Annotated in this window: 11 protein-coding genes; 6 read left to right on the top strand and 5 right to left on the bottom strand. The window is 44.8% G+C overall.

Features of this window, described 5'->3' with window-relative positions; all coding sequences use genetic code 11:
- Window positions 1-33 precede the first annotated feature (33 nt).
- A complete protein-coding gene (locus QUA77_RS01690) occupies window positions 34-3225 on the bottom strand; it encodes a tetratricopeptide repeat protein (RefSeq protein WP_333449060.1) in 3192 nt (1063 codons plus the stop codon).
- 276 nt (window positions 3226-3501) lie between these two features.
- Here QUA77_RS01690 and QUA77_RS01685 point away from each other — a divergent pair, with 276 nt between their 5' ends.
- Entirely contained in the window at window positions 3502-3657 is a 156-nt protein-coding gene (locus tag QUA77_RS01685) for a hypothetical protein (RefSeq protein WP_333449059.1), read from the top strand.
- A 98-nt stretch (window positions 3658-3755) separates the two neighbouring features.
- Here QUA77_RS01685 and QUA77_RS01680 read toward each other — a convergent pair whose 3' ends face one another.
- Complete coding sequence (locus tag QUA77_RS01680; RefSeq protein WP_333449058.1) at window positions 3756-7118, bottom strand: CHAT domain-containing protein; 3363 nt, start codon at window positions 7116-7118, stop codon at window positions 3756-3758.
- Between the two features lie 308 nt (window positions 7119-7426).
- Here QUA77_RS01680 and QUA77_RS01675 point away from each other — a divergent pair, with 308 nt between their 5' ends.
- Entirely contained in the window at window positions 7427-8941 is a 1515-nt protein-coding gene (locus QUA77_RS01675) for a phospholipid carrier-dependent glycosyltransferase (protein WP_333449057.1), read from the top strand.
- A 148-nt stretch (window positions 8942-9089) separates the two neighbouring features.
- Here the strand turns inward: QUA77_RS01675 and trmB are convergent, their stop codons facing one another.
- The 3 genes from trmB to csaB form a co-directional block, all read right to left on the bottom strand.
- Complete coding sequence (trmB, locus tag QUA77_RS01670) at window positions 9090-9722, bottom strand: tRNA (guanosine(46)-N7)-methyltransferase TrmB (RefSeq protein WP_333037211.1); 633 nt, start codon at window positions 9720-9722, stop codon at window positions 9090-9092.
- Window positions 9723-9881: 159 nt separating this feature from the next.
- Window positions 9882-10613, bottom strand: a complete 732-nt coding sequence (locus QUA77_RS01665; protein WP_333449056.1) for a Uma2 family endonuclease — start codon at window positions 10611-10613, stop codon at window positions 9882-9884.
- A gap of 22 nt (window positions 10614-10635) precedes the next feature.
- On the bottom strand, window positions 10636-11673 hold the full coding sequence (csaB, locus tag QUA77_RS01660; RefSeq protein ID WP_333449055.1) for a polysaccharide pyruvyl transferase CsaB: 1038 nt from the start codon (window positions 11671-11673) through the stop codon (window positions 10636-10638).
- A gap of 278 nt (window positions 11674-11951) precedes the next feature.
- On the opposite strand from csaB, the gene QUA77_RS01655 reads away from it, so the two are divergent.
- The 4 genes from QUA77_RS01655 to QUA77_RS01640 all read left to right on the top strand — a co-directional run bounded on the left by QUA77_RS01655 (window position 11952) and on the right by QUA77_RS01640 (window position 16060).
- A complete protein-coding gene (locus tag QUA77_RS01655) occupies window positions 11952-12263 on the top strand; it encodes a DUF2499 domain-containing protein (protein ID WP_333044371.1) in 312 nt (103 codons plus the stop codon).
- Window positions 12264-12279: 16 nt separating this feature from the next.
- A complete protein-coding gene (locus tag QUA77_RS01650) occupies window positions 12280-12699 on the top strand; it encodes a lysozyme inhibitor LprI family protein (RefSeq protein WP_333449054.1) in 420 nt (139 codons plus the stop codon).
- A gap of 189 nt (window positions 12700-12888) precedes the next feature.
- Window positions 12889-15549 carry a DNA polymerase III subunit alpha gene (locus tag QUA77_RS01645; protein ID WP_333449053.1) on the top strand — a complete coding sequence of 887 codons (2661 nt, stop codon included), beginning with the start codon at window positions 12889-12891 and terminating at the stop codon, window positions 15547-15549.
- 1 nt (window position 15550) lies between these two features.
- Entirely contained in the window at window positions 15551-16060 is a 510-nt protein-coding gene (locus tag QUA77_RS01640; protein WP_333449052.1) for an LAGLIDADG family homing endonuclease, read from the top strand.
- The last annotated feature ends 9 nt before the right edge of the window (window positions 16061-16069 follow it).

Genomic DNA, 16069 nt, shown 5'->3' with positions numbered 1-16069 from the left:
CTGACTTGATATCATAACGGTTTTTCATAAAATTTATCGCCATTCCCCCTGAAGCGTAAAAGCCGCCCAATAATAAGGAGAACGCCACTCTTCCTGCTTCAACATTTCCAGTTGCGCCGCCCTTAAAGCCGCCGCTGGCTTTAACCCTTTTTGCAGCATTCCCTGATAGAAACTCGACATTAACGTAGCCGTTCCTTCATCGTCCACACTCCACAAACTCACCACCACTCGCTGAGCCCCTGCATACATAAATCCCCGTGTCAATCCTACCAAGCCCTCGCCTTGAATGTTTTGTCCCATTCCGGTTTGACAGGCACTTAACACTACTAAATCTGCTGCTAATTTGAGATTGAAAATATCAGTAAGTCGCAGGAATCCGTTTAAAGGGTTACCATTTTCATCTACCAGCGACAAGATGATTCCCGATAGTTCCGGGTTAGTGCTATTCGCTAAACCGTGAGTGGCAAAATGAATGATTTTATATTGGCTTAAGTTCTGACTGGTTGCTGCGGCGCGGCTGGCTGCAAAATCCAAAGATTCGGTACGAGAATTGGCTGGTACTAATGCTTGAATGATTTGAGCTTCTTGGCGTGTAAATTTTAAACGGCTCAACAGTAAGTTATTGTCGCGACCAGAGCGGCTTAAACCCAGATTGACTGATTCTATTGCTTGCAGATTGGTGGCGGTTGACTGGTTTTTTAATCGTTCATCTTCCGGGCTAAAAACTGGATCTGCGAGAATCGCTAAAGTCCGAGTAGGAGGTTGTCTGTCACTGTAGTTTTGTCTTAAGATTCCCAAGGTGGAAGCTGAAGGCAGCAGCACGATTTCATGGTCTACAATTAAAGGCGGATTCCCATTTTCACCTGATTTTCCGGGGAGGGAAAGGGCAGCAAAGGGGAGGTAATTGAGAATGCCATCGCCAACAATCAGCAGGCGCTTTTGACCGAGTTGGGCCGCAACGGGCTGTAAGAGCATTTGACTGATAGCATCGTTGGCTTGGGCGATTTGATTGGGGCTGTTTCGGGAACTTGGAGCTGTGACAGCATCGCGGAATTTTCTGGCATTTGTCTCGATGTCGGCAGCTTTTGGTAATTCATAAGTGGTGATGCTGGTTTTGGTTACAGCCCAGAGATAGCTGCGCTCTTTCCCTAGAGAATACTGGAGTAAAATTGTCTGATCATCGAGGATTTGTTGTTGAATTTGTGCAAGCGTTAGAGGTTGCGGTTGGGTGAGGGCTGCGTACCGGGGGCTAGTAGCGCGGATTTGTGTTTGAATGTCCTGATATTGTGCGATTAAAGTTTGCCGTTGTTGTTCTAATTCTGCTTCTTGGGTGGGAGTGTAGTTGGGGCGATTGAAAACTTCGACGCGCCGTTTTTCTAGGGCATCGAGTTGCTGTTGCACACTGCGTTCTCGCTGCAATAATTCAGGGGCGACACTTTGGCGAATATCGGCATTTGCTTCTTGCAGAAGTTCGAGGAGACTGCGGGCGCGGGAACGTTCGCTGGCTTCAAAGGCTTTGGTATCATAACCAGATTTGGGTTGCGTTTTGTGCAGTTGCATTAACAGATCAATGTAGAACTGGTAATAGTTTTGTACGGTGGCAAAGTATGAGGTGCGGAGTTCTGGGCTGGCAATTTTGGTGCGGAGGCTTTCAATAATTTTGAGGGAGGCTTCAATCTCAGTGAGAGCTTGGTTAAGATTACCATAGTCACGTTTGATAGTAGCAATACTATAGAGGGTAAGAGCTTCTAAGGAGCGATCGAGGGTGGCTTGACTCAGAGGAAGGGATTGATTGAAATACTCTAATGCTTTCTCTTTGTTTCCTAATTCTGCGTAGCTCCTGCCGATACCTATAAGGCTGTAGGCTTCTCTTTGGCGATCGCTTGCTTCCCGGCTCAAAGAAAGAGACTGATTGTAATAGTTTAGGGCTTTTTGTTGGTCTTCTAATTCTGCGTATATGTTACCAATGCCAGTGAGGGTGCGAGCTTCTCCAGAGCGATCGCCTACTATGCGCTTGAGGATAAGGGATTGGTTAAAATATTCTAAGGCTTTCTCTTTTTCTCCTAATTCTGAGTAGGCAATGCCAATGCTGGTGAGAGTGGTTGCTGCTGAGGAGCGATCGCCTAGAGTCTGGAAAATTGGAAGGGACTGGCTGTAATACTCTAAAGCTTTCTGTTGGTCTCCCAATTCTGAGTAGACATGGCCAATGCTGATTAGAGTAACAGCTTGCCCAGAGCGATCGCCCACAGCTTGGTTGATGGGAAGAGACTGGCCGTAATGCTCTAGGGCTTTCTGTTTTTCTCCCACTTCTGAATAGACAATACCTATGTAGTTAAGGGTACGAGCTTCTTGTTCGCGTTCACCTATAGCCCGGAACAATTTAAGGGACTGGTTGTAAGAGTCTAAGGCTGTTTGTTTCTCTCCCAATTCTGAGTAGACTCTACCAGCAGAAATCAGGGCGAAGGCTTCAACAGAGCGCTCGCCTATTTCTCGACTGAGGGGAAGAGATTGGTTGTAATAATCTAGGGCTTTCTGTTTTTCTCCCAAACCTGAATAGACATTGCCAACGACGATCAAGGTGAAAGCTTGCCAACGGCGATCGCCTATTTCCTGGCTCAAAGAAAAGGACTGATTGTAATACTCTAGCGCTTTCTGCTGTTCTCCAAATTCTGCGTAGATCATGCCAATACCTAGAAGGTTGTAGGCTTCTTTTTGGCGATCACCTATTACCCGGCTCAAAGAAAGGGACTGATTGTAATAGTCTAGGGCTTTCTGTTTTTCTCCTAAAACTGAGTAGACTCTGCCGATGTTGGTGAGGGTGACAGCTTCCCCTGAACGATCACCTATTGCCCGACTCAGGGGAAGGGACTGGCTGTAATACTCTAGCGCTTTCTGTTTTTCTCCCAAATCTGAGTATACTTTGCCGATGCTGTGGAGGGTGGTAGCCTCCCCAGCGCGACCGCCCCCGGCGCGAAACAGCTTTAACGCTTCTTCATATTTGGCGAGTGCTTTTCTTAAAGATTCCGCCGTCCCCTCCTGGTAAACTTGATCCCCTTCTTTCAAAGCTCTTTCAGCAGCAGCAGCCGCAGGATTGCCCTCGGACTGCTGCGATACCCCTTGACTAATTTTTATCGCACTGGGTGCAGCTACCGCCGGGACTCCTAGCAAAATCAGAGCACTTACAGCGAGTCCGTAACGCCCCCAAACCCACAGCCTGAGATTCATAAACACCTGCTCAAAGAAGACCTTGTTAACCGGTATCATAGTCGATCGCAGCTTATCAGGTGCGATTTCCCGGACTGCGTGCCGATTGCATCGGGGGCATATTGTGCCAGTCCACCGCTGCACGTAGCGCCGCATCCTCTAAGGGCGATCGACCGCATCGGATTTGCCTCCGCGAAGGTTAAAAGTCATAATTGTAATTTTTACGCTATTCTCTACTCAGTATTTTTAAATTAGCGAGCGCTCCCAAACCTAGCCTCTACTATTTTTTGATGTTTTATGAACGCCAACAAAAAACAATCCCACAAATCAATGTTTGTTTTTGCCCTGGGAATGCTCGGTGTGTTCCTCCTATCCTTAACTCTCCGCTTTTGGGAACTAGAGCGATTTAACACTTTAGTAGAAGAAGGAAGAAGGAAGACAGTTGACTGTTGACTGTTGGCTGTTGTTCATGGCCAGCCCGATGCCCGATGCCAGTATAGGTTTTATCAGCAATTAATCAAACTTGATATCATAACGGTTTTTCATGAAATTTATCGCCATTCCCCCTGAAGCGTAAAAGCCGCCCAATAATAGGGAGATTTCCACTCTTCCTGCTTCCACATTTCCAGTTGTGCCGCCCTCAATGCTGCTGCTGGCGTTAACCCTTTTTGCAGCATTCCCTGATAGAAACTCGACATTAACTTAGCCGTTCCTTCATCGTCCACACTCCACAAACTCACCACGACTCGCTGAGCCCCTGCATACATAAATCCCCGTGTCAATCCTACCATGCCCTCGCCTTGAACGATCGGCCCCATTCCGGTTTGACAGGCACTTAACACTACTAACTCTGCTGCTAATTTGAGATTGAAAATATCAGTAAGCCGTAGGAATCCGTTTAAAGGATTGCCCTTGTCATCTACCAGTGACAAGATGATTCCCGATAGTTCCGGGTTAGTGCTATTCGCTAAACCGTGAGTGGCAAAATGAATGATTTTATATTGGCTTAAGTTCTGACTGGTTGCTGCAGCGCGGCTGGCTTCAAAATCCAAAGCTTCGGTACGAGAATTGGCTGGTACTAATGCTTGAATGATTTGAGCTTCTTGGCGTGTAAATTTTAAACGGCTCAACTGTATGTTATTGGCGCGGCTAGAGCGGCTTAAACCGAGATTTACTGATTCTATTGCTTGGGGATTGCCGCTATTAGACTGGGTTCTGACTCGTTCATCGTCACCGCTAAAAACTGGATCGGCGAGCATTGCTAAAGTCCGAGTTGGGGGTTGTCTGTCATTGTAGTTTTGTCTTAAGATTCCCAAGGTGGAAGCTGAAGGCAGCAGCACAATTTCATGGTCTACAATTAAAGGCGGATTCGGATTTCTACCGGGTGTTTCGGGGAGCGAGAGGGCGGCAAAGGGGAGGTAATTGAGAATGCCATCGCCAACAATCAGCAGGCGTTTTTGAGCGAGTTGTGCTGCTACAGGCTGTAAAATAATTTGACTGAGCGTGTTGTTAGCTTCAGCAACTCGATCGGCAATGTTTCGGTAGCGCGGGTTAGTCACAGCATCGCGGAAATTGCGAGCCACTTTTTCGATGTCGGTACGTTTAGGCAATTCATAACTGGTGATACTGGTTTTAGTCACAGCCCACAGATAGCTACGTTCTTTCCCTAGAGAATACTGGAGTAAAATTGTCTGATCATCGAGGATTTGTTGTTGAATCTGGGCCAGGGTTAAAGGTTGCGGTTGGGTGAGGGCTGCGTACCGGGGACTGGTGGAGCGGATTTGGGCTTGAATGTCCTGATATTGTCCTAGTAAAGTTTGCCGTTTTTGCTCTAATTCTACTTTTTCTGCGGGGGTATGATTGGGGCGGCTTATAGTTTCGATTCGGCGTGTTTCTAAGGCATCGAGTTGCTGTTGTAAATTGCGTTCTTGCTGCAACAATTCCGGGGCGACACCTTGGCGAATATCGGCGTTTGCTTCTTGAAGAAGTTCGAGGAGGCTGCGGGCGCGGGAACTTTCGCTAGCTTGAAAGGCTTTGCGATCGTAACCAGAGTTGGGATTGGTTTTGTGCAGTTCCATTAACAGGTAAATGTAGAACTGGTAATAGTCTTGTACCGTGGCAAAGTATGATATGCGGAGTTCGTGGTTGGTAATTTTGGTGCGGAGGTTTTCGATTATTTTGATGGAGGTTTCAATGTCAGTGAGGGCTGCGATTAAATTGCCTCGATCGCCTTTGATATTAGCCATATTGTAGAGAGTGAGAGCTTCCCCAGGACGATCGCCCACAGCGCGAAACAGCGGCAGGGCTTGTTTTAAATATTCTTCTGCTTCCTGCTGTTTTCCCAATTCTGAGTAAGTAGTACCTGTATTGTTGAGGGTGAGGGCTTCTCCACGCCGATCGCCCGCTTTTTGTCTCAAATCGAGGGCTTGTTTGTAGTAGTCGAGGGCTGCTTGTTTTTCTCCCAAATCTGAATAGACTAAGCCAATATTGGTGAGGGTAGTGGCTTCCTTAGCCCGATCGCCCATAGCGCGGAATAAGGGAAGGGCTTGGTTGAAATACTCTTTTGCTTTGTGTTTTTCTCCCAAATCGTTGTAGGCTAAGCCGATGTTGTTGAGTGTGGTGGCTTCCCCAGTGCGATCGCCCAAAGATGTGTCGCTGTTTGCGGGTAGGTTCGAGATGTTGCTGAGGTTGATACTTGCTTCAGGGCGATCGCCCATTTCCCGAATTAGGGAAAGGACTTGGTTATAGTAGTCGATGGCTTGCTGTTTCTCTCCCAAAGCATAGTAGACGGCGCCTATATTGTTGAGGATGACGGCTTGTTTAGGGCGATCGGCTACAGTCTGATTCCAAGAAAGGGCTTGCTTGTAGTAGTTCAGGGCTTGCTGTCTGTCTCCTAATCTATTAGTAATGAAGCCCATTTGATGCAGCGTGTAAGCTTCCTTCTCCCGATTTCTAAGCATTTGATAAAGCGAACGCGCTGCATCAAACTTTTGCAAGGCCTCCTGATAAGATGCTGCTGTTTCGCGAGCGAATAGTCGCCTAGCTTCCTGAACCAATCGCTCGGCTTCATCTGTTTTTAGATTTAATAGTTCTTTGTTTTTCTGTATTAATCGCTCGGCTTCCCCATCCGGGATTTGATTTCTACTGAGATCGAGGGTTGTCAAATTTACCAATCCCGCTAAAGGTTTGGCATCTGCGATTTGATTTCTACTGAGGTCTAGGGCGGTCAGATTTGTCAATCCCGCTAAAGGTTTGACATCTGCGATTTGATTTGATGCGAGAAAAAGCAGTATCAGATTTGTCAATCCCGATAATGGTTTTACATCTGCGATTTTATTCCCACTCAAATAAAGAAAATTTAACTCAGTCATTCTCGATAAAGGTGTCACATCTACAATTTGATTTGATGCGAGGGACAGCCCTGTTATATTAGTCAATCCAGCTAAAGGTTTTACATCTACGATTTGATTGGCTTCCAGGAAAAGCTCTGTCAGATGAGTCAGCCCCGATAAGGGTTTCACGTCTGAGATTTGATTGAAATTGAGGACGAGAAATCTCAGATTAGTCAGTCCCGATAAGGGTTGCACATCTGTTATTTGATTTAAACTGAGGTTGAGCTTTCTCAGATTGGTGAATTTTGATAATGGTTTGATATCGACTATTTGATTGCGAATTAGGGAAAGTTCTGTGAGATTAGTCAGCGTTTTTTGAGCGCGGTCGCACTCTTGTGTTTTTGCTTTTGATAGCAACACCTCCACCGTATGCCTGGTTTCAGGGGTCAAATTCTCTTTGTTGGTACAGAAATCAGCAAAACTTTCAAATGTCTGGGGATTTGGCGCGGCGGCAGATCCCATCAGGATAGTCGCACCTACAGCTAAGCCCCAACGCCCCCAAATCGAAAGTATGGGATTCATAAGCACTCGCTCAAAAAAGACATGATTAGCTGCTATCATAATCTATCGCACCTTGTGATGCACCCTTTTCCTTCCTGCTTGCCAATTAGATCGGGAGCATTTGGTGAAACAATAGTCGCTACTGCTTCTCGCTGCACACTCCAAGCATTATGAGAAACCGGGTTTAAGAAACCGAGTTGTTCCAAAAAACCAGGTTTCTCCTAAAAAATTAGGTTTCGGCACAAGTCCTATTTTACGTTAGTCTCAACTCAGGAATTTTAAATTAGCGATCGCCCTCAAATCTAGCATTTACTATTTGCTGCTGTTTTATGAAAATCAACAAAAAACAATTCAACAGATATACTTTAGTTTTTTGCTTAGGAATGTTCGCTGTGTTCCTATTTTCCTTAATTCTGCGATTTTGGGAACTGGAGCGATTTAATACCTTAGTATTTGACGAAGTTTACTACGCTAAATTTGCCAACAATTATCTCACAAAAACTCCCTTTTTCAACGCTCACCCGCCTCTGAGCCAGTACATAATTGCGATCGGCATTTGGATCGGTACTCATCTTCCTTTCGGCAAAACAGCCGTCAACAGTATGGCTGGCTCCCTGCTTTCCCCTTGGGATTACCGCTGGCTGAATGCTCTCACAGGTTCCTTTACTCCCCTAGTTGTGGGAGCACTAGCTTATCAGCTAGTTCCGCGCCGCACCTTTGCTTTTATTGCTGCTTTATTTATCGCCTTCGACGGTTTGTTTTTAGTGGAGTCTCGCTACGCGCTGAACAACATTTATCTGGTTTTATTTGGAATTTTAGGTCAGTTATTTATTTTAAAAGCCGTAGAAGCAGAAGGCAAAAAGCGCTGGCTTTGGCTGGTACTCGCCGGAATAGGTTTCGGCGCATCTGCTGCTATCAAATGGAACGGATTGTGGTTTCTTTTCGGTACTTATCTAATTTTAATCTGTGCTTGGGCAGTTCGTTTTATCCAGGGTAACAGAGGAAATGAAGAACAAAGCCGCGAGGTAGATTCACCTCTAATTCCTGCCGAAAGTCCAGTACAAAAACTGACTAAACTCAATTTTCTAGAACTCTGCTTGAGTCTAGCTATTATTCCTATTCTAGTTTACAGCATCTCTTGGATTCCTCACCTGTACTTTAATCCAACTCCCAATTTCTGGCAGATGCAAACGGAGATTTTGACTTATCACCAGCGGATTAAAAGCGGGCCTGACGTGCATCCTTACTGTTCCACGTGGTACAGTTGGCCTTTGATGCTGCGCCCCATAGTTTACTTCTACAAAACTGCTAGCAGCAATGCCCAACCAGATCCGGTTTTGCCACCTTTACCTGAAGGTGCAACTCAGGCAATTTTTGACGTTCACGCAATGGGAAACCCATTGCTTTGGTGGCTGTCAACCTTAGCTTTACTGCTAGTAATAGGAGTTTTAGTTCACCGGATATTGGTGTGGCTGCAAACGCGCAGCGAGGCTTCGGTTGACACGATAGAACAGCAGCGGCCGATTTTGTTTCCGCCGACTGCTGAAATGTGGCTGGGGTTATATTTAATAGTTAATTGGTCCGCTAATTTGGTGCCTTGGGTGAAGGTGACTCGCTGCATATTTTTGTACCATTATATGGGCTGTTCTGTGTTTGCAGCCTTAGCACTTGCTTGGTGGGTTGACAGGTGGCTGCACAGCCCTCAAACTCGACTCCGAGGGATGGGGGTAACAATTATTTTTCTGATTTTCGGTGCTTTTACTTTCTGGATGCCTATCTATTTGGGACTGCCTTTGTCGCAAATGGAATGGAAAATTCGGATGTGGCTGCCGTCTTGGGTTTAAGTTAGAAATAATTCATTTATTAACCGGCAAGATGCCCGTTAAACAAAAAAATTAAGTTTTGTGGAACAGGCATCTTGCCTGTTCCTAACCAAGGTGCAAGATGTAAGTTATAACATTTATAACAAAGGTGAGTTGGCAAAAGCGAGAATTATTTTTGATAGAGTGATCGATAAACTGGTTCGCCCCGTTTCAGAGTAGCAATTTCTCTTTCAGTAGGAACAGGTAGGGGATTTTCTGCTAGCCAGTTGTCGCCGTTTTGACGTTTAAAACTAGGGTGAGATGAAAAGCGATCGCACATTTCCCTTTCTACTTCCTCAATATCTGACTGGATAAAAACTTCGCCGCCAATTGCCAGATAAGTTGCCAATTCGTTGACTAATTCCTGCTGCACCACCCGCCGTTTATGGTGCTTTTTCTTGAACCAGGGATCTGGAAACTGAATGCTAACTCGCTGCAAAATACCTGCGGGTAAAGTTTCTAAAATTGGTTTCAGGGAACTATTCGCATTGCAAAACAAATAGTGCAAATTTGTCAAGCCTTTTTCGTCCCGCCAAAGATTCGCCTCTTCTACCAAAGGTTCCCGAATTTCTAATCCGAGAAAGTTCCAGTCTGTTTGGATTTGCGCCATGTGCCACAAAAACCGTCCTCTGCCGCAGCCGATATCTAAATGCAGCGGTAAATTTAAGTCTGCATAGATTTTAGTCCAATCCGGGGGATTTGCAGATGCTTGATATCTAATTGATAGGGGATTGACGTGTTCCCGCACTCTTACTCTTGCCAATTTTGCTGTCTCCTGAATGTAATTTTAATCCGCTGATGAAGGCAGATTAACGTGGATTAACGCAGATAAATATTGATTTTTACGAGGTTATTCAATACTTTTTAATTAATGAGCAATATTAAATTGCAGAGGGACAAATTTAAACTTCTCATTATTGCATTAGGCTTCGGGTTCGATGCCTGCTGCTCTTAATTGGGCGGATAGTCGATCGGCCCGCTGTTGAACATTTGCTTTTTCCTGCCGTTCCCTTTCTACCATCTCTGCTCCCCACAATAACATCTCTCCGCTCTCATCCCACCACCGCAACCAATATCCGGTTCTTTCGGCTTTTGTTCCCTGCCAAACACCCAGAAATAACCCAACTCCTGAAATCCAATAACGGCCGAAAGCATCGGGTGGTTGTACTTCATACTTTCCTGATGAATCCAAGTGGTAGACTTCTAACACTCCGGCGGCCGGTTCAAAAAGTGCATAGACTGGAACGCGCAATATTTGCTCGTAAAAATACCATTTTCCAGGCGGATAAGTTTGTTTACTAGAATATTCATCGTTGGGACTAGCTGACAAAAATTCCATCACGATCGCCGGAATGTCTCCTTCTAAGTTGGGAGTGTAACTGCGGCGAATTTCTTGACTAGAAAGCGGTTGTACGTTGCGGGCATAAAACCAATCTGGAGCTTTGATTACTAGCTTGCCGTTTAATGTAGCGCAAATTCCCATGTTTGGGGCAACTAATATTCCTGCTAAAATTAGCCCTGCGATTTCTAAGATTTCCCGCAAGGCTGCAGCTAGCAAGGGTTGGTCGATATTTTCCACAGGTTCCTCGTCTAAAATGAAATCGTCTGGCAATTTTTCCCAGGTAATTTTTAATTCGGCTGTACTGATTGTCATTGTATTTCACCTCTAAATGAGATTACTGGAGTGCAGTTTGCAATACTTCGCGGTGAAAGAGCGATCGCCCTACTATAAATTTTATCCTTTCCGGCGATAATGCGTCGCCGTTGGCATAGTGTTCGATCCAGGTTTTGCTGATTAAATAAGGATCGTCTGGCAATTCTGATAATAAGTATCCCGGCATTTCTAGCTCTTCCATTAACTGGCTGACTTTGGGGTCGTAGCTGAGGGCAAAACAGCGGCATTCTTCGGATGCTGCCATAATTAAACTGTGGTAGCGCATCCCGATCGCCATTTCGACTCCCCGGAATACTCCTTTCAATTTTCTCGGATCGTCTAAACTGAGGATGCGGCTCGTTTTGGGCAGGGCTTCGTGCAAATATTTCGCAATTTCTAAGTCGTGAGACGCTTGAAAAGGCAGCAGCAAAATTAAGGTGCGAGTTGCTTTTTGAAAGTCAACTAAAGCTTGAGTTAAGATCGACAAACGCGCAGGAGTTAGTGTAGAATGAGAACGCAAACAAACAGCAACTCTGGGCGCAGGTAAATCCCACAAACCCGACACGGGAGAATTCTCCAAAGCCCACACGGGATCGGGCGCTAAAGTAAAGGGAATTTGCCAATCTGCAAGTAAAGTAGCTGAACCTTTATCGCGCACGCTGACGGCGGTGCATCCAGCAAAACAGCGCTGAGATAACTTGCGAGTCATTTCGCGCTTCAAAGGCCCAATTCCCTGGGCCCAGGCAACTGTTTTTAAGCCCATCCGCTGCGCTAATCCCATCAAACCCCCATAATAGAAAGGGCTCGCAATGCTAGTAGCGTCTTGGATTAAACTACCGCCGCCCCAAATTAGCGCGTCGGATGTGCGGAGTGCTTCGAGAACTTGGAACGCATTCATGCGATCGCGCGCAGCTACCCCGTACCGCTGATTTGTCTCGACAGGATTGCCAGATAGGACGATCGGCGTCACGCCATCTGGTAACATTTGCAGTAGCGATGCCAACAGCGCCTCGTCGCCGCCGTTGCCTTTACCGTAATAGCCGCACAAAATTGCTCGCATTTCTACTCTTTTCTTTGTTTGTGATGGGGAATCTAACTATTTTAGATTTTAGATTGGGGATTTTAGATTTTTTTGAGATTTGAAATTTGATACTACTACTACCAAAAAAATGCTACTGTCATCAAGCTTCAAGGCTTTACGTCATCAGTCAGCTCAAATCACAAATCTAATAAAATCTCAAATCGCTAATCTCAAATTGTATGACGCATCATACTTTAATATGACAGTTGCGTAAGTCGCGATAGATAAATCTTTCATCTTCGTTCGCCATACAAAAAATGCACGCTTTGTCAATTCCCACCTGGATTATTCACATCTCTAGCGTCGTCGAGTGGATTGCCGCCATCTGGTTAATTTGGACTTACGGCGAAGTCACTCAAAACCGAGCTTGGTGGGCCCTTTCCGCCGGAATGCTGCCCGCTCTCGTCAGTGCTATGTGTGCCTGTACATGGCACTATTTTGACAACTCTCCAGCCCTAGAATGGATCGTTACCCTGCAAGCGGCGATGACTCTCTTCGGCAATTTTACTTTGTGGGCGGCGGCTTGGTGGATTTGGCGATCGGCTCAGCCAGAAAAAATTAAAGATTGAAAAAGAGGTAAATATTTTGAAAAAAATCACTATTTGGGTCAAATTAGCCGCGAGTTCGCTGTTGTTAACAGCCGGATTTTTGCTTCCCAGCAAAGCCAGCAACACTTCCTTGCAACTCGCCCAACAGCCTAACTGTAAAATTCCTCAAACTACACAGGAGCAGAATGCGTGCTCCAGTCAAGAGTTTCAGGCAGCAGACAGAAAACTCAATCAAGTATATCAGCAACTTCAGCCCAAACTCAACAGCAAACAAAAGCAAAGATTGATAGTAGCACAGCGTAGTTGGCTCAAGTTTAGAGATGAATCTTGCAATTATGAAATGGGACAGTTTGAAGGTGGAACTTTGGCTGCTTCTACCTACGGTTATTGCAGAGCGAGGGTGACACAAGAACGAGTGAAGGACTTGGAGCGTTATTTGCAACAAGCAAGTTTGTAAAAGTTCGATCGCGATCGAGAATAATTTACCCATTCAATCATCAATAGCGCGACAACCTCATCTTTTGCACTTTTAGAAGCCCCAGCTCAAACCAGCTCAAGATTGATATAAAGCTTTGTTTTTTATTTTACGCTTTGACACGGCAATGGTGTAAAATCTAAATTCTCAAATCTTATATTTTAAATCCCTATGTCCTTCGTTGGTTTGCACATTCACAGCGATTATAGCTTACTAGATGGGGCTTCTCAGCTACAACAGCTCGCAGAACGGGCGGTGGAATTGGGGATGCCCGCGATCGCCCTTACAGACCACGGGGTGATGTACGGCGCGATCGAACTCATCAAAGTTTGCAGAAATAAAAATATCAAGCCGATTATTGGCAACGAAATGTATGTCGTCAACGGCGACATAGAAGTAAAAGTTCGAGGTAGAAGAAAATACCATCAAGTTGTTTTAGCTAAAAATACCCAAGGTTATAAAAACCTCGTCAAGCTAACTACAATTTCCCATTTAAAGGGAATGCCAGAAAGAGGTATTTTTGCCAGACCTTGCATCAACAAGGAACTCCTAAAACAATACTCCGAAGGTTTAATTGTCACCAGTGCTTGTTTGGGCGGCGAAGTTCCCCAAATGATTCTGCAAAACAAGCTAGATACTGCCCGTGAAGTAGCCACCTGGTATAAAGAAGTATTTGGGGAAGATTACTATATAGAAATTCAAGACCACGGTTCTCCGGAAGACCGGATTGTTAATGTTGAAATCGTCAAAATTGCCCGCGAACTCAAGATTAAAATAATTGCCACCAATGATTCTCACTATATTTCCTGCAACGACGTAGAAGCACACGATGCTTTACTCTGCATTAACACCAACAAACTGATTGAAGAAGACAAGCGGATGCGCTACAGCGGCACTGAGTATCTTAAGTCAGCAGACGAGATGGCGCAACTGTTTCGAGATCATTTGGATGATGAAACAATCAAAGAGGCGATAGAAAATACCCTAGAGGTCGCAAATAAAGTATCGAGATACGAGCTCACAGGAGAAGCTCGAATTCCCACAATCCCAATTCCTCCAGAACATACAGCCGATACTTATGTAGAAGAAATATCCTGGCTGGGACTCTTAGAACGCCTCAAAGCCCGCACCAGAAATGAAATCCCCCCAGTCTACAAACAAAGATTAGAATACGAACTGAAAATGCTTCAGCAGATGGGCTTTTCGGAATACTTTTTAGTAGTTTGGGACTACATAAAATATGCTAGAGACAACGATATCCCAGTAGGGCCAGGACGCGGTTCTGCCGCAGGTTCTCTAGTTGCCTACGTCCTCAAAATTACCAATATAGACCCCGTACACCACGGATTACTATTCGAGCGATTTCTCAATCCAGAACGCAAATCCATGCCAGATATTGATAGCGATTTCTGCATAGAAAGGCGGGACGACATGATTAAATACGTTACTGAAAAATATGGTAGCGATCGCGTAGCGCAAATTATTACTTTCAACAGAATGACATCAAAAGCTGTATTGAAAGATGTTGGGAGGGTGTTAGGTATTCCCTACAAAAAAGCCGACGAAATGGCAAAATTAATTCCCGTGTCCAGGGGAAAACCAGAAAAACTTAAAGTGATGATTTCCGATGACACACCTGCACAGGAATTTAAAGACAACTATGAAAATACAATTTGCATCAATGAAGAAACAGGGACAGAAGTCCCTGTGCGTCAGTGGATTGACATGGCAATTCGCATTGAAGGAACTAACAAAACCTATGGCGTTCACGCAGCAGGTGTGGTAATTTCTTCAGAGCCGTTGGATGAACTTGTACCGCTGCAAAAGAATAATGAGGGTGCTGTAATTACCCAATATTTCATGGAAGATTTGGAATTTTTGGGGCTGCTGAAAATGGACTTTTTGGGATTGAAAAATTTAACCACGCTCCAGAAAACAGTTGATTATATTAAGCAAACCCAAAATCTAATTGTCGATCCAGAAATGCTACCTTCTGATATAGAGCGCAGAGCTCAAGAGACTTTTGGCAGAATCAAAAAGTTACCTGATGATGTAGATAAAACTTATAGACTTTTAGAAAGAGGAGATTTAGAAGGTATTTTTCAGCTAGAATCCTCTGGAATGCTGGATGTAGTGAAAAAACTCAAACCTTCCTGTCTCGATGATATTTCTTCTATTTTGGCACTTTACCGACCTGGCCCGCTGGATGCAGGTTTGATTCCTCAGTTTATTGACTGCAAGCACGGTAAAACAGTTGAGTACGATCATCCGCTATTAGAGCCGATTTTAAAAGAGACTTACGGAACGCTTTGCTTTCAAGAGCAAATTATGCGGATGGCTCAAGATTTGGCGGGCTATTCTTTGGGTCAAGCTGACTTGCTGCGGCGCGCAATGGGCAAGAAGAAAGCTGATGAAATGCAGAAGCAAAAAGAAACGTTTATCGACGGCGCAACTAAGAATGGAGTCAGTCAAAGAATTGCTGATAAACTGTTCGCGCAGATGCTGCAATTTGCGGAATATTGCTTGAGCTATGACACGAAGATATTGACGGTGGAATATGGGCCGATGGCTATTGGCAAAATCGTTGAGGAAAAAATTGAATGTACTGTTTATAGTGTTGATAGCAACGGTTATATTTATACACAGTCAATTGCACAGTGGCATCGCCGGGGGCAGCAGGAGGTCTTTGAGTATTGTCTGGAAGATGGCTCGATAATTCGCGCCACAAAAGATCACAAGTTTATGACTGTTGGCGGTCAAATGCTGCCCATTGACGAAATCTTTGAACAAGGATTAGACTTAAAACAAATCAACTCTAGCTCAGATATATAAAATGTATCTCGACTATAGGCAGCTAAAATCGGAACACAAGGAACAAATCATTTCTGCTTTTAATCAGGGCATGGAGTGTCGAGACATTCCTAACTACCTTGGTGTGAGCGAAAGAGCAGTTTCAAGGGTTTTAAAAGAAGCGGACATTAATACTAAGCGGCGAAACCGCTATACTTTAAATGAGAGCTATTTTGATGTAATTGACTCTCAAGCTAAAGCTTATTTATTAGGATTGATAGCTGCTGATGGCTGCGTTACTCAAACTAATTATGTCGCTTTTGAATCTATTGACAAAGAACTTACAGAAATGCTCAGCATAGAGCTACAATACTCGGGTGAAATTAGAGTTATTCAGCCTCAAAATTATGCTCCTCACTACCGAATAAATTTTTCTTCTGAAAAGCTGGCAAGCTCTTTACATGGCTACGGCATCATAACAGGAAGCTGGGGGGGTGACAAAGAGGTCTACGAGATAGACTGTATAAGGGTTGCGGCCCGCATACCTTGTTGATAAAAGCTG

Source organism: Microcoleus sp. K5-D4, from assembly GCF_036704575.1.
Lineage (GTDB): Bacteria > Cyanobacteriota > Cyanobacteriia > Cyanobacteriales > Microcoleaceae > Microcoleus.
This window is presented reverse-complemented; position numbering and strand designations above follow the sequence as displayed.

What these genes read in the sequence shown, in the direction of transcription:
- QUA77_RS01690 (WP_333449060.1), bottom strand. Translation starts at nt 3,225, where the DNA reads ATGAATCTCAGGCTGTGGGTTTGGGGGCGTTACGGACTCGCTGTAAGT.
- QUA77_RS01685 (WP_333449059.1), top strand. Translation starts at nt 3,502, where the DNA reads ATGAACGCCAACAAAAAACAATCCCACAAATCAATGTTTGTTTTTGCC.
- QUA77_RS01680 (WP_333449058.1), bottom strand. Translation starts at nt 7,118, where the DNA reads ATGAATCCCATACTTTCGATTTGGGGGCGTTGGGGCTTAGCTGTAGGT.
- QUA77_RS01675 (WP_333449057.1), top strand. Translation starts at nt 7,427, where the DNA reads ATGAAAATCAACAAAAAACAATTCAACAGATATACTTTAGTTTTTTGC.
- QUA77_RS01665 (WP_333449056.1), bottom strand. Translation starts at nt 10,613, where the DNA reads ATGACAATCAGTACAGCCGAATTAAAAATTACCTGGGAAAAATTGCCA.
- csaB (WP_333449055.1), bottom strand. Translation starts at nt 11,673, where the DNA reads ATGCGAGCAATTTTGTGCGGCTATTACGGTAAAGGCAACGGCGGCGAC.
- QUA77_RS01655 (WP_333044371.1), top strand. Translation starts at nt 11,952, where the DNA reads ATGCACGCTTTGTCAATTCCCACCTGGATTATTCACATCTCTAGCGTC.
- QUA77_RS01645 (WP_333449053.1), top strand. Translation starts at nt 12,889, where the DNA reads ATGTCCTTCGTTGGTTTGCACATTCACAGCGATTATAGCTTACTAGAT.
- QUA77_RS01640 (WP_333449052.1), top strand. Translation starts at nt 15,551, where the DNA reads ATGTATCTCGACTATAGGCAGCTAAAATCGGAACACAAGGAACAAATC.